16 protein-coding genes and 4 tRNA genes are annotated in these 19,411 nt (G+C 72.8%); 4 read left to right on the forward strand and 16 right to left on the reverse strand.

Features of this window, described 5'->3' with window-relative positions; translation table 11 throughout:
- Positions 1-5: 5 nt before the first annotated feature.
- The 7 genes from ACGFWJ_RS01395 to ACGFWJ_RS01425 all read right to left on the reverse strand — a co-directional run bounded on the left by ACGFWJ_RS01395 (position 6) and on the right by ACGFWJ_RS01425 (position 8,864).
- Positions 6-1,727: a hypothetical protein gene (locus ACGFWJ_RS01395; RefSeq protein WP_392944066.1), complete on the reverse strand. Its 1,722-nt coding sequence runs from the start codon at positions 1,725-1,727 to the stop codon at positions 6-8.
- Positions 1,728-2,412: 685 nt separating this feature from the next.
- Positions 2,413-4,560: a hypothetical protein gene (locus ACGFWJ_RS01400; RefSeq protein WP_392944068.1), complete on the reverse strand. Its 2,148-nt coding sequence runs from the start codon at positions 4,558-4,560 to the stop codon at positions 2,413-2,415.
- A 60-nt stretch (positions 4,561-4,620) separates the two neighbouring features.
- Complete coding sequence (locus tag ACGFWJ_RS01405; RefSeq protein ID WP_392944070.1) at positions 4,621-5,604, reverse strand: hypothetical protein; 984 nt, start codon at positions 5,602-5,604, stop codon at positions 4,621-4,623.
- Between the two features lie 85 nt (positions 5,605-5,689).
- The gene (locus ACGFWJ_RS01410; RefSeq protein ID WP_387634113.1) at positions 5,690-6,208 is read right to left on the reverse strand and encodes a SigE family RNA polymerase sigma factor; all 519 of its coding nucleotides are present in this window, start codon (positions 6,206-6,208) and stop codon (positions 5,690-5,692) included.
- A gap of 110 nt (positions 6,209-6,318) precedes the next feature.
- Positions 6,319-7,566, reverse strand: a complete 1,248-nt coding sequence (locus ACGFWJ_RS01415; RefSeq protein ID WP_392944072.1) for an STM3941 family protein — start codon at positions 7,564-7,566, stop codon at positions 6,319-6,321.
- A 119-nt stretch (positions 7,567-7,685) separates the two neighbouring features.
- A complete protein-coding gene (locus tag ACGFWJ_RS01420) occupies positions 7,686-8,141 on the reverse strand; it encodes an STM3941 family protein (protein WP_392944074.1) in 456 nt (151 codons plus the stop codon).
- Positions 8,142-8,336: 195 nt separating this feature from the next.
- Positions 8,337-8,864, reverse strand: a complete 528-nt coding sequence (locus ACGFWJ_RS01425) for a hypothetical protein (RefSeq protein ID WP_392944076.1) — start codon at positions 8,862-8,864, stop codon at positions 8,337-8,339.
- Positions 8,865-8,967: 103 nt separating this feature from the next.
- Here ACGFWJ_RS01425 and ACGFWJ_RS01430 point away from each other — a divergent pair, with 103 nt between their 5' ends.
- Positions 8,968-9,126, forward strand: coding sequence for a hypothetical protein (locus ACGFWJ_RS01430; RefSeq protein WP_392944078.1), 159 nt, complete (start codon positions 8,968-8,970; stop codon positions 9,124-9,126).
- A gap of 52 nt (positions 9,127-9,178) precedes the next feature.
- Here ACGFWJ_RS01430 and ACGFWJ_RS01435 read toward each other — a convergent pair whose 3' ends face one another.
- Positions 9,179-9,775, reverse strand: a complete 597-nt coding sequence (locus tag ACGFWJ_RS01435; protein WP_387634122.1) for a TetR/AcrR family transcriptional regulator — start codon at positions 9,773-9,775, stop codon at positions 9,179-9,181.
- Between the two features lie 210 nt (positions 9,776-9,985).
- Here ACGFWJ_RS01435 and ACGFWJ_RS01440 point away from each other — a divergent pair, with 210 nt between their 5' ends.
- Together ACGFWJ_RS01440 and ACGFWJ_RS01445 are read left to right on the forward strand one after the other, a co-directional pair.
- On the forward strand, positions 9,986-11,125 hold the full coding sequence (locus ACGFWJ_RS01440; protein WP_387634124.1) for an acyl-CoA dehydrogenase family protein: 1,140 nt from the start codon (positions 9,986-9,988) through the stop codon (positions 11,123-11,125).
- A gap of 50 nt (positions 11,126-11,175) precedes the next feature.
- The gene (locus tag ACGFWJ_RS01445; RefSeq protein WP_387634126.1) at positions 11,176-11,937 is read left to right on the forward strand and encodes an SDR family NAD(P)-dependent oxidoreductase; all 762 of its coding nucleotides are present in this window, start codon (positions 11,176-11,178) and stop codon (positions 11,935-11,937) included.
- Between the two features lie 7 nt (positions 11,938-11,944).
- On the opposite strand, the gene ACGFWJ_RS01450 is transcribed toward ACGFWJ_RS01445, so the two are convergent.
- The 7 genes from ACGFWJ_RS01450 to ACGFWJ_RS01480 all read right to left on the reverse strand — a co-directional run bounded on the left by ACGFWJ_RS01450 (position 11,945) and on the right by ACGFWJ_RS01480 (position 17,117).
- Entirely contained in the window at positions 11,945-13,168 is a 1,224-nt protein-coding gene (locus ACGFWJ_RS01450) for a ribonuclease inhibitor (RefSeq protein WP_392944081.1), read from the reverse strand.
- 86 nt (positions 13,169-13,254) lie between these two features.
- A tRNA-Gly gene (locus ACGFWJ_RS01455) sits at positions 13,255-13,327 on the reverse strand.
- 12 nt (positions 13,328-13,339) lie between these two features.
- Positions 13,340-13,412 (reverse strand) — tRNA-Trp (locus tag ACGFWJ_RS01460).
- A gap of 25 nt (positions 13,413-13,437) precedes the next feature.
- Positions 13,438-14,859, reverse strand: a complete 1,422-nt coding sequence (locus ACGFWJ_RS01465) for an SDR family NAD(P)-dependent oxidoreductase (RefSeq protein WP_392944083.1) — start codon at positions 14,857-14,859, stop codon at positions 13,438-13,440.
- Positions 14,860-14,894: 35 nt separating this feature from the next.
- Positions 14,895-14,967: transfer RNA gene (locus ACGFWJ_RS01470), tRNA-Ser, on the reverse strand.
- 12 nt (positions 14,968-14,979) lie between these two features.
- Positions 14,980-15,053 (reverse strand) — tRNA-Val (locus ACGFWJ_RS01475).
- A 210-nt stretch (positions 15,054-15,263) separates the two neighbouring features.
- A complete protein-coding gene (locus ACGFWJ_RS01480) occupies positions 15,264-17,117 on the reverse strand; it encodes an AMP-binding protein (protein ID WP_392944085.1) in 1,854 nt (617 codons plus the stop codon).
- Positions 17,118-17,212: 95 nt separating this feature from the next.
- On the opposite strand from ACGFWJ_RS01480, the gene ACGFWJ_RS01485 reads away from it, so the two are divergent.
- Positions 17,213-17,857, forward strand: coding sequence for a response regulator (locus ACGFWJ_RS01485; RefSeq protein WP_392944086.1), 645 nt, complete (start codon positions 17,213-17,215; stop codon positions 17,855-17,857).
- Between the two features lie 179 nt (positions 17,858-18,036).
- On the opposite strand, the gene ACGFWJ_RS01490 is transcribed toward ACGFWJ_RS01485, so the two are convergent.
- Positions 18,037-19,257 carry a sensor histidine kinase gene (locus tag ACGFWJ_RS01490; RefSeq protein ID WP_392944088.1) on the reverse strand — a complete coding sequence of 407 codons (1,221 nt, stop codon included), beginning with the start codon at positions 19,255-19,257 and terminating at the stop codon, positions 18,037-18,039.
- Positions 19,258-19,411: the final 154 nt, after the last annotated feature.

The following is a 19,411-nucleotide window of genomic DNA, read 5'->3' on the forward strand; positions in this document are numbered from 1 at the left end:
GGCGATCAGGCGGGGAAGCTGCCGCCCAGGCTCCACATCACGGACCAGGGCTGGCCGGGGACGACGGACTTCTCGAAGACGTTGCCGTTGGTGGCGCCGGAGTAGACCCGGACCGTGCCGTCGGTGTCGGTGACCGTGGAGGGCGAACCGGCGAGGATTTCGCCGCCGAGGTCCATGCCGATGTTCCAGGGCTGGTTCGGACGGAGGTCGTTCTCGTAGAGCTTCCGGTCGGCACCGTGGGCGACCACGATGACGGTGTTGTCCTGGCCGATGGCGACGGAGGGCGAGCCGACCAGGTTGTAGTTACCACCCATGTCCCACGTCACCGACCACGGCTCACCCGGGACGACGGTCTTCTCGTACAGGTGGCCGTTGGTGCCGTGCGCGTAGATCCGGACGGTGCCGTTGTTGTCGGTGATCGCGGCGGGGTTGTGGTCAAGGTTGCTGCCGCCGAGGTCCATGCCGACGTTCCACTTCTGGTTCGGGCGGAGGTCGTTCTCGTGGAGCCTGTGGTCGGCGCCGACGGCGACCACGATGACGGTGTTGTCCGCCGCGACAGTGGCGGAGGGAGAGCCGGTCAGGTAGTTGTCGCCGCCCATGTCCCACGTCACCGACCACGGCTCACCCGGGACGACGGTCTTCTCGTACAGGTGGCCGTTGGTGCCGTGCGCGTACACCCGGACGGTGCCGTTGTTGTCGGTGACCGCGGCAGGGTTGTTGTCCAGGTTGCTGCCACCGAGGTTCATCCACTTGTTCCAGCCCTGGAACGGACGCAGGTCGGCCTCGTAGAGGACATGGTCGGCACCCACGCCGACAACGATGATCGTCCCGTCCTTGGCCACCGTCGCGGCCGGCTGACCGGCCACGTTGCCGCCCATGTCCCACCAGCCCGACCACGGGCCGCCCTTGTCCAGGTGGTTCTCGTAGATGTGGCTGTCCGCCCCGCGACGGTAGACCCGCACCGTGCCGTTCTGGTCCACCACCGTCGAGGAGGAGTGCGACAGGGACGTGGGGGCCGGGGCGCTGTCCACGATGTTGTCGTAGCGGTAGGGCCTGAAGTTGCCCGAGGTGAGATCGCTGCGGGTCCGGGTGGAGATGCGCGCGTTGGTGCCGCTGTGGGCTTCCTCCATCACGGTGGCGACGGTGTGGCCCGAGTCGGCCCATTCCTTGAAGAGCACGACGTGGGTGTCGATGTTGTCCAGCATGTCGCCGGGCTTCAGGTCGTCGTAACTTCCGAGCTGCGTAGCGTAGTTGGGCAGCGTCCAGGTCGTGTCGCCGTAGTTGGTGCCGGCCGTCGAGAGGTGCCAGGCCATCGAGATGAATCCGGAACAGTCCTGGCGGTAGGTGCCGTTGGAGTCTGTCCAGTAGCTGGTCTGGCTGTACGGGACGCCCTGGTCGACCCAGGACTGGGCGCGGGCGATGACCTCGTCGCGGGTGATCGCGCCATTGACCCCGGAAGCGGCAGCTCCGGCGGAGAGGCCCTGGGGTTTCGCGACGCCGGCTGCGGCGAGTTCGGCCTGGGTGGCCGTCGCGGGGTTCTTGACGGTCGGGGTGAACGCGGTTCCGTATCCCTTCGAGGCGATACCGGGCGTTGGCGAGCTGGTGACGGTCTGGCCTTTGGCGGGCAGCGGGCTCACGGAGGCGCTCTGGGCGCCGGGGCTCAGGACCATGGGCAGGGCGGACGCGGCAGCGAACGCGGCGGCCACACGAAGGGTAGGGCTAGACATGGGGACTCCTTGACAAAACGTAAGAAGGCATGGCGGTGCCCGCACTTCGGGGCATCCGTTCGAGCGGTGGCGTCGCGGGGCATCCGCTCGAGCGGTGGCGTCGCGGGGCGGCACGGAGGCGGGGCGGGGCGGCTGCCCAGCAGGGGCAGCCGGCATCGCACCGTGAGGGCACGTGGAGTGCCTCGTGGCGGTTCGGACGGTGGAGCGGCGTCCCGGGCGTCCGGGTTCGGCCCGGTGCGGGCCGGCAGACGGCTGTCCCGCAGGAACAGCGATCGCGTCCGGGTGCCGACGCCAAGAGTTCGGCCGACAGCCGGTGCTGATGGGAATCAGCGACGGGCCGGCAGGAGTACGGCCGGGTGGCCGCGGGCGACCACGGCCGCCGGATCAGCCCCGGCCGAGGCCGCAGCGCCCCGCGGTTGGCACTCGCTCGGGTTCGCCGCCCGGTCGGTCTCCCTGGCGGCGATCAATGGCTTCGCCCATCCGACAGCGGCCCGGGAGGGCCTTCGGCTGTCGCCGATCGGACAGTCCGAGGCCCGGACAGCACACCGTGCGCATGTCAAGCAATGGCTCGGCGAACTCCCCTTCTGCATCCGGCAGTTGAACTCACGGCACGCAGAACGGCCCACCGGACCGGGACCCGCTGCGGGGGCAGAACCCGCAGATTGATCGCGGTCCGGTCCGCGGCCTACTCGCCGTCCGGTACACCGCCGTCCGGTACACCGCCGTGCTCGGCGCGCAGTTCGGCGGCCCTGGCGCGATGGCGGGCGGCGTCCTGGGGGTGGCCGGTGCGCTCGGCGAGGGTGGCGAGGTCGGTGCGGATGCGGGCCTCGTCGAAGGTGGAGCGGCGGGCTTCGGCGTCGGCGAGTGCGGCGGTCAAGTGGGGCTCTGCGTCCAGGAATTGGCCCGCCCGCAGCAGGGCCAGACCGAGGCCGAAGCGGGCGCGGGCGGAGATGCGTTGACGGCCCGGCATGCCGGTGAACGCCTGGTACGCCCGGGCGAACAGGTCGGCGGCGTCCGGCTGGTCGGCGGCGGCAGCGGCCTTGGCGCACTGGTAGGTCTGCAGCGCGGCGCCGTACGCGTTGCCGATCTCCTGGTGGATCGCGCGGGCCGCGTCGAAGTCGGCGCGGGCGGTGGCGAAGTGCGCGCGGGCGGTGTCGGCGTCGCGGTGTTCGGTGGCCCATTGGCCTTCGGCGAGGGCGAGTTGGCCGTGGAAGTCGATGGCGGAGGCGGCGAGTCGGCGGTCGGCGGAGGCGTCGCCGAGCAGGTCGGCGAGGGCGCGGGCCCGGTCGACGGCGGTGGCGGCCTCCTCGAAGCGGGCGGTCTCCCACAGCGGCCGGGCGAGCAGGCAGCGGGTGCGGATCCGGGCGGGCAGCCGGTCGGCGCGGTCGGCGGCGGCCACGGCCGCGGCAAAGGCCTCGATGGCGTCGGCGTGCCGGGGGTGGTCGAGGAAGTGCGTCCACAGCGATTCGGCGAGTGCCACGGCGTCCTGGTCGCGGCCGCTGTCGTGGGCGAGCGCGACGGCGCCGTACAGGGCCTGCCGGTTGGCCTCCATCCAGTGCAGCGCCTGGGACTTGACGGTGCCGAGGTCGGCGTCGGGGACGCCCGGCAGCGGCGGCACCTCCGCTTCGACGGTGAGGCGGGCGCCGGCCATCACCAGGTCGGCGCGGGCGCTCTGGCGGCGCAGCCAGTGCAGGACGCGGCGGCGGGCGTCGGCCCGTTCGGTGCCGTCCGGGTCGGCCTGCCGGGCCCGGCGGTCGGCGTGGCCGCGGACCAGGGCGTGTCGGCGGTAGCCGCCGGCCCGGTAGTCGAGCAGTCCGGCGGCGACGAGTTCGGCGAGGGCGTCCTCGGTGGCCGCCAGGCCCTGGCCGAGCAGCGCGGCGGCGGTGTACTCGGTGGCGAACGGGCCGGGGCACTCGGCCAGGGTGCGGTACAACTGGGCGGCGTCGTCGCCGAGTTCGGCGTAGGCGGCGTCCCAGACGGCTTCCACGGGCCTGCTTCCCTGCTGGTGGAGTTCGGCGGTGAGGCGTTCGGCGAGCGCGGCGAGGGTGCGGTGCGGGACGCGGCGGGCGAGTTCGCCGGCCACCTCGGCGGCCTTGGGGAGTCCGGCGCAGGCGGTGGCCAGGGTGTGCACGGTGGCGGGGTCGGCGGCGGCCCAGCGCTTGTCGCCGAACAGCAGGCGCAGCAGTTCGGCGGTGTGGTCGGTGGAGAGCGGCGCGAGGGCGAGCTCCAGCGGGGCGGTGTCGCCGAGGTCGTACAGCGGGCCGTGGCTGGTGACCAGTACCAGGCTGGCGGCGGAGGCGGGCAGCAGCGGCTGGACCTCGGCGCCGGTGCGGGCGTTGTCGATCACCAGGAGTCGGCGGCCGCCGCGGGTGCGGGCCCAGTACTGGCGGGCCAGCGAGCGGAAGTCCGTTGCCAGCCAGGCCCGTTCGACGCCGAGGCCGGAGAGCAGGTCGGCGAGGACGGCGGCCAGGTCGACCGCGCCGTCGCGGCGGTACTCGTCCAGGTCGACGTAGTGCGCGCCGTCCGGGTGGCGCTCGGCGAGGCGGTGGCCGACGCGCAGGCACAGGGCGGTCTTGCCGATGCCGCCCAGGCCGCTGATCGTCACCACCTGCGGGGTGCCCTGGTTGGCGCCGTCCGGCTCGGGGAGCTCGGCGATGCGGGCCTGTTCCTCGGTGCGGTCGACGAAGTGGGCGCGCTCCGGCGGCAGTTCGAAGGCCGGGGCGTGGACGACGGCGGCCGCCTGGTGGATGTTCACCGTGCTGACGTGCTGCGCCTGCACCACGGTGTCCACCCGGGCGTGGTCGCCCACCACGTTGCGCGTCTGTTCGGTCACGCGCCAACCCTACGCGGTGGCACGGGCCCTGACCGGGAGACGCCGCAACCGGGCGGGGTGTCAGTCCTTGGGGAGGGTGAACCAGCGCCAGTCCTGGCTCTCGGCGACGCCGCGCCAGATGGGCATCGGGATCGGCGGCGTGGTGCGGGCGTTCATCGGCTGGTCGCCACGGGCGAAGGTCTCCCCGTCGCCGGTGAAGTCGCGGGTCCCGCTGTATTCGGTGAACTCGAGCACGGTGCCGTCGATCCGCCACAGCCGGACCCGGTAGCTGTACAGGGTCGGCGCCACCGCGTCGTTGCTCTCCACCATCTCCCAGGTGCCGTCGGGCAGGAAGCCGTACTCGCAGCCCATGACGGTGCGGGCTCCGTTGCCCAGGACGCTCTCCGCGCACTGGAACGGCAGGTCGCCGGGGTCGGTGGGCGCGTGCCCGTTCTTCGGGAAGACCAGCCGCGACTGGCGCATCGTCATTTCCAGGGTGGCGGGTCGGCCGGTGCCGTCGACGAACTTCATCACCACCCCGGCGGTGCCGCTGGGAAGCGGGCCGGGGTGGACGACGGCGTCCTTGAGGAACCGGTAGTCCGTGGGAAGCATGGCGCCGAGCGCCTCGAACACCGCCTCGGGCGTGAACGTCTGCAGACTCTTGGGGGCCGAGGTGCCGCTGCTCGGCGGCCGGCCGAGCGTGGACGCCGGGGGCATCTCCAGCATCGGACCCGACTCGGTCCCGGACTCGGTCCCGGACTCGGTCCCGGAACTCGCCGCGGCGCCGTCGGACGGGCTCGGCGAGGTGGTGGGCGAGGGCATGCCCACGCCGGCCGGGCCGGTGCTGTGGGCGGGCAGGTTCGAGGCCACGGTGGACAGTCCGACGTTCGCGCCGACCGCGGCCAGCGCGGCGACGGTGAGCGCGGCGCCCGCCACCCGCAGCCGCCGGGCCAGTCTGCGCCGGCGGCCCCGGCGGTTGCTCTCGGCGACGATCACGGCAACCGGGACGCTCAGTTCCTTGACGCTCGTCTCCATCATCCGGGAGAGCTCCAGGTCCAGGTCCAATGTCCGATGCCTTCCGGTCTGGCAGGTGTATGTCACAGAAGTGGCCGGGGGTGCTGAGGCCGAGGGGTGGGGCGTCGGCCCCGGGTCAGTCCTGGAGCAGCAGGGCGCGGTCCGGGCCGAGAATCGCGCGCAGGCGGGTCATCGAACGGGAGTTGAGGCTCTTCACGGCGCTGACGGTGATGCCCATCGCCTCCGCCGTCTCCTCCAGGCTGTAGTCCTCCAGGTAGCGGAGGACCACTGCGGCCCGGTTTCTGGGCGGCAGTTGGCGCAGCGCGGCCACCAGGGTGATCCGCAGGGCGGCCGAACTGCCCTCCCGGGCGCCGACCACCGGCTCCTCGGGGAACTCCGCGACGGCGAGTTCGGTGGAGCGGCGCAGCCGGCGGTGCGACAGGTAGCAGCGCAGCAGCACCTTCCGCGCGTAGGCGTCGACTCCGGCGTCCCCGTCGGCGCGCCGCAGCCGCCCCCAGACCGGGTACATCTTGGACAGTGCGGTCTGCACGAGATCCTGTGCCTGGTGCCAGTCCCCGCACATCAGGTACGCGAGATGGAACAGGCGGCGTGCCCGACTGGCCGCGAACTCGTCGAAGCCGAGTCCCTCGGTCATGTGGTCCCCCGGATGGAAAGGTGTTCGTCGACGTGCTGAATACACGCCGCATCCGGGCCGTCCGTCGCGCCATCAAGATCAAGATTCGGTAACGGTGGTTTCCCGGCGCCTCATTGGTGCACCCGGTTCACTCGTGGCGGCTCGTCGTCGTCGGCGGCGTCGTCGGCGGCGGCGCGGAGCAGGTCGAGGAGGGCGCTGCCCGGGTAGGTCCGGAAGTCCGGGTACGCGTCGCGGTGGTAGGCGTTCCAGTAGCTCAGTACGCGCTGCCCGGTGAGCGCGAAGTACGCCGGGTTGTCGGCGACGAACCGCCCGTAGACGCGGCGGCCCTCGGTGCCGGGCGCGGCGAGTTCGGTGAGGTGGTCGTGGATCAGGCGCAGGATCACCAGCACGTATTCGCCGGCCAGTTGGAGGACGAACGGGGCGACCCACGGGTCGGTCGAGCCGACGATCCGTTCCAGGTGGCGCTGGCGGATCCGGCCGTCGTGGTGCCGGGTGTAGAGGCAGTGCAGGAGTTGCCGCTGCCGCGGGGTCAGCGCGTTCACCGCCTCGGCGGACGGCTCGTCGTGGTAGATCCGGACGGGGATGGCCACCGGTCGGCCGGAGACCTGGACGGTGAACCCGTGGGACGTCAGGTGCCCGGCGGGCGGCAGGACGACCAGCGCCGCGCGGACGTCGTCGGCCAGTTGGGGCGGGAAGGCCGCGACCAGGCGGTCGACGTCGGCCGGTTCGGCCGGTTCCGCAGGTTCGGCCGGGGGCGGCGGGGTGGGCGGCATGGGTTCGGGCCGGTCCTTCTCGGGGCGGTTTCGAGGTTTGGCGACGCGGGTGCGCAGAGCGGTCTCGATCGTCCTCTCCGCGAGCGGCAGGGCCGTCAAGTCCGGGTGGTACAAGAGCATTTGGCCGAGGACCTCTGCCACGTTGACGGGCAGGACGTCCTGGTGGATCTGGACCGTGCCGAACTCCGCCTTGCGGTTGGCGCGGGTCACCCAGGCGCCGAACTTCGACGGCCGGGGCGGGAAGAGCGCACCGGGGTGGCCAGTGAGTTCGACCATCCACTTGTTGCCTGCGACCCTGCACCGCGCCGTCCGGATCTCCGCCCAGTGGATCCGGCCCAGCTGGCGGCCCTCCAACCCGTCGGCGTCCAGCACCAGTTCCGGGCCCCACTGGATCCGTACCGCCAGCATCGCCGCGCCGCCGAGCCCGAAGAACAGAATGCTGACCACACCGGCCGTCACCGACTCGCCCGACACCACAAGCACCAGGCCCGCCGCGACGAACAGCGCACACAGGACCAGGGTGCGCCTGGCGGGCGGGAGACGGTGGACGGTGGGTGGCAGGACCGCCGGTACGTCGTTGATCATGCGCACAAGCTAGCGATCGGGCCCTCGGGCCACGAGGGCTTCCGTCCCCAAATCTTGGCAATCCCCGCAGCTCCCCTGCCTGACCGCCCGCCTGCTCGCCCACCGCGACGGCGGCGCCGTCAGTCCTCGGACGGCAGGACCGTCAGGCCGGGGTGGTACCGGCGCATGTCCTCGATGAGCGCCTTCGCGTTCATCGGCAGGGAGGTGACCACGAAGAAGGTCACGCGCAGGCCCATCCAGCGGTTGGTGCGGAGGCCCAGGCGTCCGAGCATCGAGGGGCGGGGCGGGAAGGGTGCGCCGGGGTGGCCGATCAGCAGGATCACCTCGTTCCTGCCGAGCATCGCGGCCCGCACCGCCGCGATCTCGTCCCAGTGGATCCGTCCCAGCTGCGGGGGCTCCAACCCGTCGGCGTCCAGCACCAGTAGCGGCGTCCGCCGGATCATCGCGTTCAGCCCGACCACCACGAGCAGCCCGGAGAGCAGAAGGGTGATCACCCCCAGCATCACCAGGACCGGATACGGCCGCGCGGCGACGACCACCAGTGCGGCCACCACGAAGATGGCGGCGAAAAGCACCAGTTGACGCCCGAGCCTCCCTCGCCGGGGGAGGTGGACGGTGGGGGGGTGGAACAGCGGGTTCCTTGTCGATCACGCGTACAAGCTAGCGATCGGGCTCCCGGGCCACGAGGGCTTCCGTCCCCAAATCTTGGCAATCCCCGCAGCTCCCCTGCCTGACCGCCCGCCTGCTCGCCCACCGCGACGGCGGCGCCGTCAGTCCTCGGACGGCAGGACCGTCAGGCCGCGGTGGCACCGGCGCATGTCCGCGATGAGCGCCTTCGCGTCCATCGGCAGCGCGGCAACGGTGAAGATGGCCTCGCGCGTGCCCGTCCGGCGGTTGGTGCGGACGGCCAGGCGTCCGAGCATCGGGGGGCGGGGCGGGAAGGGTGCGCCGGGGTGGCCGGTCAGCAGGATCACCTCGTGGGTGCCTGCCGTCGAGGGGCGGACTCCCGCGATCTCGTCCCAGTGGATCCGTCCCAGCTGTGGGACCGTCAACCCCTCGGCGTCCATGAGCAGTTGGGGCGTCCGTCGGATCAGGGTGTTCAGGCCGATCACCACGAGCAGCCCGGATACCGGAAGGGCGATCGCCCCCAGGAGTACCAGGATCGGGGTCAGCTGCGCCGCGACGACCAGCGCGGCCACTACGAAGACGGCCGCAGCGGTGGCCGGCTGACGCCAGACCCTGCCGCGCCGGGGCATGAAGACGGTAGGAGGTGGAACAGCGAGTTCCTTGTCGATCATCCGCCCAAGATAGAGGCCAACGCTCTTGCCGTGCACGGAGTTTCGCGGCCGCCCGCGAACCTCGTTCTCCCACCTGCCGGACGTCGGCGGCACACTGGAGGTCATGGACCCCGTGGAGCGCGTCGAGAGCGAGGGCGGCGAGCCCGCCTGCTGGCTGAATCTGGTCTGCGAGGAGTGCGGCAAGGTGCGGGAGGGCGGGCGGTGCCCGGTCTGCGATTCCGGGCCGGTCGAGTCCGCCGCGGAGCCACCGCGCGGGAGTTGAGCGGGAGGACTCTCAGCGCAGCAGGCCGCGCGGGAGTTGAGCGGGAGGACTCTCAGCGCAGCAGGCCGTGCAGCAGCAGCTCGGCCAGGTGCCCGTACGCCTCGGCGTCGGCGAGGCCGGTGGCCTCGGCGACCTGGCGCCGCTGGATGCGGACCATCACCGAGCTGATGACGTCCGCCGCGAACGCCACATGGGTCTCGCGGAAGGCGCCTTCCGCGACGCCGTCGTCGATCAGCCGCTGGATCTGCCGGGCGGCGGCGCGGGTGTTGCGGCCGTAGACCTCGGCGGCGGGTTCGAAGGCTGCCAGGTCGTCGAAGAACCGGGCCGAGCCGGGGGCGAGTTCGGCGGAGACGGCACGCAGGTAGGCGGCCAGCCGGGCGGCCGGGTCGGTCTCGGCGGCCAGTGCGGCCTCCACCCGGGCGGTGGCGCTCCGGAAGAAGTGCACGACGGCCGCCCGGACCAGTTGTTCCTTGGAGCCGGCCAGCCCGTACAGGGTGCGCTTGGAGCAGTGCAGCCGGGCGGCGAGGTCGTCCAGCGTGAACTGGGCGAAGCCCTCGGCGACGAAGAGTGCGACGAGTTCCTCGAAGAGGGCGCTGCGGCGTGCGGCGCCCCGTCCACTGGTCTGAGGTGCGGCGGCGCTGTCGATCACCCGGCCAGTATGACAGTCGGCCTCTCCGCCGCCGCAGATCCGGCCGCCGCGCGCACCCGGGCCCGGCCCCGCGCCCCCCGTGCCCACGTTTTCCCCGTCCCTTCTCGGACTTTTCCCTGTTCACCGTTCCCGGGTCCCCCGTTGCGGGCTCTGCTGCGCTACCCTCACCGGTACTGACGTACCGCTTTGCGTACCGCTTGGAGCCGGAACATGGCCGTGGACCGCCTGCTTCCCACCGAGGAAGCCGCCGACCTGATCGCACTGACCCGCGATCTCGCCGACAAGGAACTCGCCCCGAAGGTCGAGTCCCACGAGAAGCAGGAGCTGTACCCGGAGGGCCTGTTCGCGCTGCTCGGCCAGGCCGGCCTGCTCGGTCTGCCGTACTCGGAGGAGTTCGGCGGCGGCGGGCAGCCCTACGAGGTGTACCTCCAGGTGTTGGAGGAGCTGGCGTCGCGCTGGGCGGCCGTCGCGGTCGCCACCAGCGTGCACACCCTGGCCTGCCACCCGCTGAACGCGTTCGGCACGCCGGAGCAGAAGGAGCAGTGGCTGCCCCGGATGCTCGCCGGTGAACTGATCGGCGGCTACAGCCTGTCCGAGCCGCAGGCGGGCTCCGACGCGGCCGCGCTGACCTGCAAGGCGGAACCCGTCGAGGACGGGTACCGGATCACCGGCACCAAGGCGTGGATCACCCACGGCGGCAAGGCCGACTTCTACGCCCTGTTCGCCCGCACCGCGCCCGGCGCGCACGGCATCTCCTGCTTCCTGGCGCCCGGCGAGGCCGAGGGCCTGACCTTCGGCCCGCCGGAGGAGAAGATGGGCCTCAACGGCGTGCCGACCACGGCCGCCTACTGGGACGGTGCGCTGCTCGGGCCGGAGCGCCTGATCGGCGCCGAGGGGCAGGGCCTGTCCATCGCGTTCTCCGCCCTCGACTCGGGCCGCCTCGGCATCGCCGCCTGCGCCACCGGCCTCGCCCAGGCCGCGCTGGACACCGCCGTCGCGTACGCCAACGAGCGCACCACCTTCGGCCGCAAGATCGTCGACCACCAGGGCCTGGGCTTCCTGCTCGCCGACATGGCCGCCGCCGTGGACTCCGCCCGCGCCACCTACCTGGACGCGGCCCGCCGCCGCGACCTCGGCCGCCCGTTCAGCCGCCAGGCCAGCGTGGCCAAGCTGATCGCCACCGACGCCGCGATGAAGGTGACCACCGACGCGGTGCAGGTGCTCGGCGGCTACGGCTACACCCGGGACTTCCCGGTCGAGCGGTACATGCGCGAGGCGAAGATCATGCAGATCTTCGAGGGCACCAACCAGATCCAGCGCCTGGTGATCAGCCGCCAGTTCGCTCGCTGACCCACTCCCCCAGTCGGTTCGTCACCATCCGTTCGGAAAGGCTTTCCAGCATGCAGCTCACCGGTACCGCCGCCCTGGTCACGGGTGCCGCCTCCGGCCTCGGCGCGGCCACCGCCGCCCACCTGGCTGGCCTCGGCGCCCACGTCTACGGCCTGGACCTGCCCAAGGCCGTCGAGTCCGCCCCCGCCCAGCCCGAGGGCGTGACCCTGCTCGGCGCGGACGTCACCGAGGAACAGCCCGTCCGCGACGCGCTGGCCCGGATCGCCTTCGACGGCCACTCGCTGCGCCTGGCCGTCAACTGCGCGGGCATCGCCCCGTCCGCCCGGATCGTCGGCCGCCGCGGCCCGCACGACCTGGACCTGTTCCGCACCGTGCTGAACGTCAACCTGATCGGCACCTTCAACGTGATGCGGCTCGCCGCCGAGGCGATGTCCGGCCAGGAGCCGGACGAGACCGGCCAGCGCGGCCTGGTCGTCAACACCGCGTCCATCGCGGCGTTCGAGGGCCAGGTCGGCCAGATCGCGTACGCCGCGTCCAAGGCCGGCGTCGCCGGGATGACCATCACCGCCGCCCGCGACCTCGCCCAGTTCGGCATCCGCGTCGTCACCATCGCGCCCGGCATCGTCGACACCCCGATGATGGCGGGCTTCTCCGACGAGATCCGGTCCGGCCTGGCCGCCACCGTCACCTTCCCGCAGCGCCTCGCCCACCCCGAGGAGTACGCCCGCCTGGTGGCCATGGTCGCCGACCACGACTACCTCAACGGCGAGACGATCCGGATGGACGGCGCGCTGCGGATGTCCGCGCGCTGACGCCTGCTCAGCCCTGTTCCGCTCCGGGCGCGGCGGTACGGTGCACGCTGTGCACCGCCGCCACGTCCGGGGCGGGGACGGGCGCGGGGACGGTGGCGCTGAGGGTGTTCAGGCGGCTGCGGATGCTGCTCGCGATGCCCTTGCCCAGCACGTAGCGGGTGGGGGACGCGGCGACCGCGGCGTGGTCGAGCAGGCGGTGCGCCTCGCGGCTGCGGAGGCCGGTGTGCGTGAGCACCAGGTGGTCGAGGCGGTGCGGGGCGGCGGCCAGCGCGGCCCCGATCCGGTCGGCGGCGGCCAGGTCGATCCGGTTGTCGGCGGCGCCCAGCACGTGGGCGGCCGGGACCCGGCCCAGATCGAGCAGTTCCACTCCGGCGGCGGCCGCGGCGGCCGTCAACTCGGCTGCGGCGACCGGCCCGAGACCTGAGCTGGCCAGCGAGAGGCGGCGCAGCCGCCCGTGCGGGGCGGTGCGCAGCGCGGCCGCGAGGGTGTGCGCGCCGTCGTCGCCGAGGCCGGCCGCGGAGGCGTACAGCTCGTCGGTGGCGCCGGCGGCGACCAGCCGGGCCAGCGGTTCGGCTCCGGCCGGGCCGAGCGGATTTCCGCTGAAGTAGAGCCGTTCGAAGTGCCGACCGCCGGCCAGCAGGGCATCGACGAGGACCGTCAGGCCGGCCGCGTCCAGGCCGGTCTGCACCAGGTCCAGGGTGCGCAACTGCTCGACGGCCGCGATCAGTTCGGCGGCAGCCTGGCCGGCCCTGATGCCGAGCGGGTTGCGCTTGAGCCAGAGCGCGCGGACGGTCTGGGTGGAGGCGCGCAGCCGGTCGGCGATCCGGCAGGCACCGGCGGCGGTGATGCCGTTGCAGCCCAAGTAGAGGGTGCGGACGGGTATTTCGGCGGCGCGTTCGGCGAAAGCGGCCGCGCCGTCGTCGCCGAGGCCGTCGGTGCCGAGCAGCAGGTGCCGGACGGGGGCCTCACCGCCGTCGGGGGCCGTACGGGCTGCGCCGGCTGCTTCTGCTGCTTCTGCTGCTTCGGCGAGGGCGTCGGCGACCAACTGTGCGCCGTGTGGGCCGAGTTGCTGCTTGCACAGGTCGAGTCGGCCGTCCGGCAGGGCGGTGCCGGCCGGGAAGTCGATCCGCCGGTCGGTGCCGGCGCCGGTGCGCAACCAGGCCAGCAGCGGGGCGAGTTCGCCGACCGGGCGGGGCACGACCGACGGGACTCCGGCGAACTCCTGCACCACTTCCGCTCCTTGCCGTGCTCACTCGGTCGTTCCGGGCCCTCGCGCCGGGCCATCGCGCCGGGGCGCCCGGGCGCTGCCTCCGGGTGCGGGACCGGCCGGATTCGAACCGGCGTCCTCCGGCTTGGCAAGCCGACGCATCTGCCGCTGTGCTACGACCCCTCCCCGAGGTGACGGGGCCGGTCGGATTCGAACCGACGTCTTCCAGTTTTGGAGACCGGCGCACCTGCCTCTGTGCTACGGCCCCGTCGCGGCGATGGTACGGGCTGCGTTCACCACTCCGCCACTCGATAGTCCTTCAGGAAGACGCCCACGAACGGCTCGCCTGCCTCGCCTCGCACGATCGGGTCGTAGACGCGGGCCGCGCCGTCCACGATGTCCAGCGGGGTGCGGAAGCCGTGGTCGGCCAGCCGGGACTTCTTGGGCGCCGGGTTCTCGTCGGTGATCCAGCCGGTGTCGACCGCACACATGTAGACGCCGCGGTCGGCGAGTTCGGCGGCGCTGGTGCGGGTGAGCATGTTGAGCGCGGCCTTGGCCATGTTGGTGTGGGGGTGGCCGGGCATCTTGTTGCGGACCGCGAAACGGCCTTCCACCGCCGTCACGTTGACGATGTAGCGGGCGGGGTGCGGGGATGCCTCCAGAAGCGGCAGCAGCCGGTCGCAGAGCAGTGCGGGGGCGAGTGCGTTGACCAGTTGGGTCTCCAGTACCTCCGCCGGGTCGAGTCCGCCGAGCGTCGCCGACCAGGAGTTCTGCGGGGCGGTGTCGGGCAGCAGCCCGGCCTCGTCCACCGCCGTGGCGGTGACCCCGGGCAGCGCCAACGCGCTTTCCTCGGAGACCAGTTCGGCGGCGGGCCAGGCGGTGGCGAGGGCGGGCATCGGGCGGAATCCGGGCGCGTGCCCGACCTGCGCGGGTACCGTGCCACGCTCCCCGGCGGCGAGCAGCGCGTACGACTCCGGCGGGCGGCGCAGAGTCTGCGCGGCGTTGTTCACCAGGATGTCCAACGGCCGTCCCTCGGCGCGCAGTTGCTCGCACAGGCCGAGGACCTGGCGCGGGTCGCGCAGGTCGATGCCGACGATCCGGAGCCGGTGCAGCCAGCGGTCGCTGCCCGGCGCGGCCTGGAAGCGGCGAAGGGTGTCGTGCGGGAAGCGGCTGGTGACGATGAGCTCGGCGCCGTCGCGCAGCATCATCAGAGCCAGCTGGAAGCCGATCTTGACACGTCCGCCGGTGAGCAGGACGCGCCGCCCGGCCAGGTCGGTGCTGAGCCTGCGGCGGGCGGTGTGGTCGGTGGCGCAGTCGGGGCAGAGGCGGTGGTAGAAGCCGTCGACCTGCCGGTAGAACTGCTTGCAGACGTAGCAGCGCTGTGGGCGGGCGAGTTCGCCGATCGGGGTGTGCCCGGCGGCGGTGGGCAGCGGGGCGTCTTCTCGGCGGGCGGCGCCGCCGGTGGCGGTGGCGGCGGTCAGTTCGGTGTCGGCGAGGGCGGCCTCGGTGCGGCGTTCGCGGCGACGCTGCTGGCGGCCGTCGCGGACGAAGGACTCGGCGACGCGTTCGGCGCGCAGTCGCGACGGGTGGTCGGCGGGGAGGGCGCGAAGCTGCCGGATGGTGCGGTCGAGCGCGGCGAGTTCCGCCTCGGTGGGGCCGTGGGGGTCGAGCGTCTCGTCCGTCTCGTCCGTCTCGTCCGGCGCGGGCGTGCTCATCGGGGGTCCTCCGGGTGGCGGTGCGTCAACGAGGCCGGGCCCGACCGGATTCGAACCGGCGTGTTCCGCTTTAGCTAAGCGGCGCGTCTGCCTCTGCGCTACGGGCCCGACGCCCGAGCCTCCCGGGGGCCGGATTCGAACCGGCGTGGTCCGCGATGTAAGCGCGGCGCGCCTGCCTCTGCGCTACGCCCGGGAGGTTGGGAGGATATTACCGGTCGGCGCGGGGCGGTCGGCAAGCGCTTTCCGCTCCGCTCCGACGCAACGGGAAACCGCTTTCCGCTTTGGCCCCCGACCCAACGGGAAACCGCTTTCCGCACGCCCCTGCCAACAAGTCGGCGACGGCATGCGGAAAGCGGTTTCCCGTTCGGCGGAGCAGGCGTGCTCAGCCCTGGCGGAGCTCCGGCTCAGCCCTGGCGGAGCTCCGGGAAGTCGCTGTCCCAGTACTCGTTCGGGTTGCGGTTCTCAGTGCGGTCGGCCTCGTGGGTGCGCAGTTCGACGCGGCGGATCTTGCCGGAGATGGTCTTCGGCAGGTCGGCGAACTCGAGGCGGCGGATGCGCTTGTAGGCGCTGAGCTTCTCGCGGGTGAACGCGAGGATGTCGCGGGCGAGTTCGGGGCTGGGGGTGCGGCCGTCGACCAGCACCACGTACGCCTTGGGGACGGCCAGGCGCAGCGGGTCGGGCGAGGGGACGACGGCGGCCTCGGCGACGGCGGGGTGTTCGATCAGGACGCTCTCCAGCTCGAACGGGGAGATCCGGTAGTCGCTGGCCTTGAACACGTCGTCGGCGCGGCCCACGTACGTGATGTATCCGTCGGCGTCCCGCGCGGCGACGTCGCCGGTGCGGTAGTGGCCGTCGCGCATGGCGTCGGCGGTGCGCTCCGGGTCGCCCCGGTAGCCGCGCATCAGGCCGAGCGGGCGGTGGGCCAGGTCGAGGCTCAACTCGCCTTCCTCGCCGGGCTTTCCGTCCGCGTCGAGGAGGGCGACCCGGTAGCCGGGCAGCGGCCGTCCCATCGAGCCGGGGCGGACGGGCTGGCCGGGGCTGTTGCCGATCTGGCAGGTGGTCTCGGTCTGGCCGAAGCCGTCCCGGATGGTCAACCCCCAGGCGGCGCGGACCTGTTCGATCACCTCGGGGTTCAACGGTTCGCCGGCGCCGACGAGTTCGCGCAGTTCGGTGCGGTGCGCGCCCAGGTCGGCCTGGATCAGCATCCGCCAGACGGTGGGCGGGGCGCACAGTGTGGTGACCCGGCAGCGGGCGATCACCTCGAGCAACTGCTGGGCGTCGAACCGGCCGTAGTTGAAGACCAGGACGGTGGCCTCGGCGTTCCACGGCGCGAACAGGTTGCTCCAGGCGTGCTTGGCCCAGCCCGGCGAGGAGATGTTGAGGTGGATGTCGCCGGGGCGCAGCCCGATCCAGTACATGGTGGACAGGTGGCCGACCGGGTACGAGGCGTGGGTGTGCTCGACCAGCTTCGGCTTCGAGGTGGTGCCGGAGGTGAAGTACAGCAGCAGCGGGTCGTCGGCGAGCGTGACGCCCTCGGGGGTGAACTCCTCGGCGGCGTTGTCGACCTCGGCGTAGTCGTGCCAGCCCTCGACGGGCTTGCCGCCGACGGTCGCGCTGCTGACGGTCGCACCGCCGGTCGCATCGCTGGTCGCGCCGCTGGTCGCGCCGACGGCGATCCGCAGCGGGGCGCCGGGGAGGCCGGCGAAGCGGTCGGTGACCTCGGCGGCGGCGATCACGGCGCGCACCTCGCCGCGTTCCAGGCGGTCGGCGAGGTCCTCGGCGGACAGCAGCAGGGTGGCGGGGATCAGCACCACGCCGAGCTTGATCGCTCCGAGCATCACCTCCCACAGTTCGCTGACGTTGCCGAGCATCACCAGCACCCGGTCGCCGCGCCCGAGGCCGAGCGCGCGCAGGTGGTTGGCGACCTGGTCGGAGCGGCGGGCGAGCTGGTCGAAGCTGTGGATGCGCTCGCTGCCGTCCGCCTCGACCACCCACAGCGCGGCCCTGTCGTTGCCGCGCGCCATCGGGTCGAAGTGGTCGAGCGCCCAGTTGAACTCGCCCAACTCGGGCCACTGGAAGGTGCGGTACGCGGTGTCGTAGTCGGTGGCGTGCTGCCACAGCACCTCGCGGGCGGCCCGGAAGTTGGCCACCGACGCGGCGCGGTCGAGCCGCGCCCCGGAGCCTGCCGCGGTGGTTGCGCCGTCGCCCGGCCGGGACGGCAGTTGCTCATTGTTATCGACGTTCTCGGCTGAGCCCATGGCCTGACCCCTCTGCGTTCAGTTACCGTCGCACCCAATATTTCCGCCGGTCGCAAGCCTGCGGTCCCCCCACCTGGAGAGGAGAGTTCGCTCGGATGGCGGATGGCTCCACTGGTCGTACCGTACGGGTCCTGGTGGTCGACGACCATCCAGTGGTGTGCGACGGCGTGTCCGCGCTGATTCGGCGGGCCGAGGACGTGTCCGTGGTCGGCTCGGCCCGGACGGCGCGCGAGGGCGTGGCGCTGGCCGCGACGCTGCACCCTGACGTGGTGCTGCTGGATCTGCGGCTGCCGGACCTGCCGGGTTCGCGCACCGTGCCGCTGCTGCGGGCGGCCGCACCGGATGCGCGGGTGGTGATCTTCACTGCGTTCGAGGACCGGAATGCGCTTTCCGCTGCCCTTGCGGCCGGTGCGCACGGCTGCCTGCTGAAGGACGTCACAGACACCGACCTGGTCGCCCAGCTGCGGCTGGCCGCGGCGGGACGGCGGGTGATGGACCCGCGCCTGAACGGTTCGGCCCCGGCCCAGTTGCAGGCCCGGCTGTTCCGGCTGTCGCTCAGCCGGCGCGAGTACGAGGTGATCCGGTCGGCCGCGACGGGCCGCACCAACCCGGAGATCGCCGAGGAGCTCGGGCTGGCCCGGAACACCGTGAAGACGTACCTGCAGACGGCGATGCAGAAGCTCGGGGCCCGCAACCGGGTCGAGGCGATCCGGCGGGCGCAGCAGGAGCAGTTGCTCTGACCGGAACGGCCGGGGCGTCCGATCAGGCCCGGTCGTCAGGCCGGCGGGGCAGGCGGTCGGGCCGCGCCGTCAGGCCGGCGGGGCAGGCGGTCGGGCCGCGCCGTCAGGCCGGCGCGGCAGGCGGTCGGGCCGCGCCGTCAGGCCGGCGGGGCAAGCGGGCAGCCGGTCGGGCCGCGTCCTCAGGCCGGCGGGGCGGGGAGCGGGAGTTCGCCGCGCAGGGTGGTGCCGTCCTCGTCGCTGTGCAGGTGGACGGTGCCGCCGAGGCGTTCGTACTGGGCCCGCAGGGCGGGCAGGCCTGCGCCGGTGGCGGGTGCGTGCGGGGCCGAACCCCAGCGGGAAAGCGGTTTCCCGTTGGGTTCCGGGCCGGGTCCGTCGTCGATGACGGCGAGGCCGAGTCGGTTGCGGTCGTGGGTGAGGGTGACGGCGACCGAGTCGGCCCGGGCGTGTTTCTCGACGTTCAGCAGGCCCTCGGCGACGGTGCGGCGCAGCAGGGCGGCGCGTTCGGCGTCCAGGCGCGGGGCGGGTCCGATGGGCACGAAGGTGGCGGGGGTGCCGGTGCGTCGTTCGAAGTCGCGGAGTGTCTCGGCGAGGTCCGCCGCGAGCCGGTCGCCGTCGGAGGCGGTGCCGTCGGAGGCGGCGGGCCGGTCGTGATGGAGGCGGGCGACGGAGGCGCGCAGGGTGGCGGCGGCGTCGCCGAGTTCGCGTTCGAGGCGGCGCAGGCGGTCGGCGAGTTCGGGGTGCTGGGCGGTGTCGGCGCGCAGGTCGCGGACGGAGCTGCCGAGGCCGAACAGCATGGCGCCGACGCCGTCGTGCAGTTCGGCGGCGATCCGGCGGCGTTCGCCGGTGACGGCGGCGTCGGCGAGGGTGGCGGCGCCGTCGGCGACGTCCACGGCGAGGGTGGCGAGGTGGGCGAGTCGGGTCAGTCCGTCGATGGCGCTGTCGCCGATCTGGCCGCTGCCGCGGATGGCGCCGTAGAGGACGCCGCGGGCGGGGCCGGTGCCGATCGGGAGGCCGATCATGCCGGTGACGGCTTCGCTGCCGACCTGCTGGTCGAAGTCGTGGGTGATCCGGCTGGAGCGGTAGTAGTCGCGGACCACGACGGCGCTGCCGACGGCCGCCACCCGGCCGCCGACGCCGAGTCCGAGCGGGATCCGCAGGTCGTGCAGGGTGGTGTGGAGCGTCCCCGACCAGGCCCGCAGCACCAGGTCGCGGCCCTCCACCAGGCCGCCGAGGCCGAGTTCGAAGCCGTGCTCGGTGCGGGCCCGTTCGGCGACGGCCCGGAGGGTGCGCCGGGCGTCCAGCATTCCGATCCGGTGGTTCCGTGCGCGTTCGATCCGGTCCAGTTCGGCGAGCGCGGCCAGCACCTCGGCCTCCCGTTCGCTTCCGCCACCGCCGTTCATGCGCGGCAGCGTACCGGGTCCACACATCCGACCGATCCGCTGATCACACCGTCCGATCAACGCCGCACATCCGGCCTGCGAAGCCGGGCGTTACCACCGCGTTCGACCTCCCGCAACAGCACGCGGCCCCGGCTCCGGCTCGGCGTGGCGGTTT

The organism is Kitasatospora sp. NPDC048407, from assembly GCF_043200475.1.
GTDB lineage: Bacteria > Actinomycetota > Actinomycetes > Streptomycetales > Streptomycetaceae > Kitasatospora.

Coding starts and splice junctions, on each gene's coding strand:
- ACGFWJ_RS01395 (WP_392944066.1), bottom strand. CDS start 1,727: ATGTCTAGCCCTACCCTTCGTGTGGCCGCCGCGTTCGCTGCCGCGTCC.
- ACGFWJ_RS01410 (WP_387634113.1), bottom strand. CDS start 6,208: ATGACCGAGGGACTCGGCTTCGACGAGTTCGCGGCCAGTCGGGCACGC.
- ACGFWJ_RS01415 (WP_392944072.1), bottom strand. CDS start 7,566: ATGATCAACGACGTACCGGCGGTCCTGCCACCCACCGTCCACCGTCTC.
- ACGFWJ_RS01425 (WP_392944076.1), bottom strand. CDS start 8,864: ATGATCGACAAGGAACTCGCTGTTCCACCTCCTACCGTCTTCATGCCC.
- ACGFWJ_RS01430 (WP_392944078.1), top strand. CDS start 8,968: ATGGACCCCGTGGAGCGCGTCGAGAGCGAGGGCGGCGAGCCCGCCTGC.
- ACGFWJ_RS01440 (WP_387634124.1), top strand. CDS start 9,986: ATGGCCGTGGACCGCCTGCTTCCCACCGAGGAAGCCGCCGACCTGATC.
- ACGFWJ_RS01445 (WP_387634126.1), top strand. CDS start 11,176: ATGCAGCTCACCGGTACCGCCGCCCTGGTCACGGGTGCCGCCTCCGGC.
- ACGFWJ_RS01465 (WP_392944083.1), bottom strand. CDS start 14,859: ATGAGCACGCCCGCGCCGGACGAGACGGACGAGACGGACGAGACGCTC.
- ACGFWJ_RS01480 (WP_392944085.1), bottom strand. CDS start 17,117: ATGGGCTCAGCCGAGAACGTCGATAACAATGAGCAACTGCCGTCCCGG.
- ACGFWJ_RS01485 (WP_392944086.1), top strand. CDS start 17,213: ATGGCGGATGGCTCCACTGGTCGTACCGTACGGGTCCTGGTGGTCGAC.
- ACGFWJ_RS01490 (WP_392944088.1), bottom strand. CDS start 19,257: ATGAACGGCGGTGGCGGAAGCGAACGGGAGGCCGAGGTGCTGGCCGCG.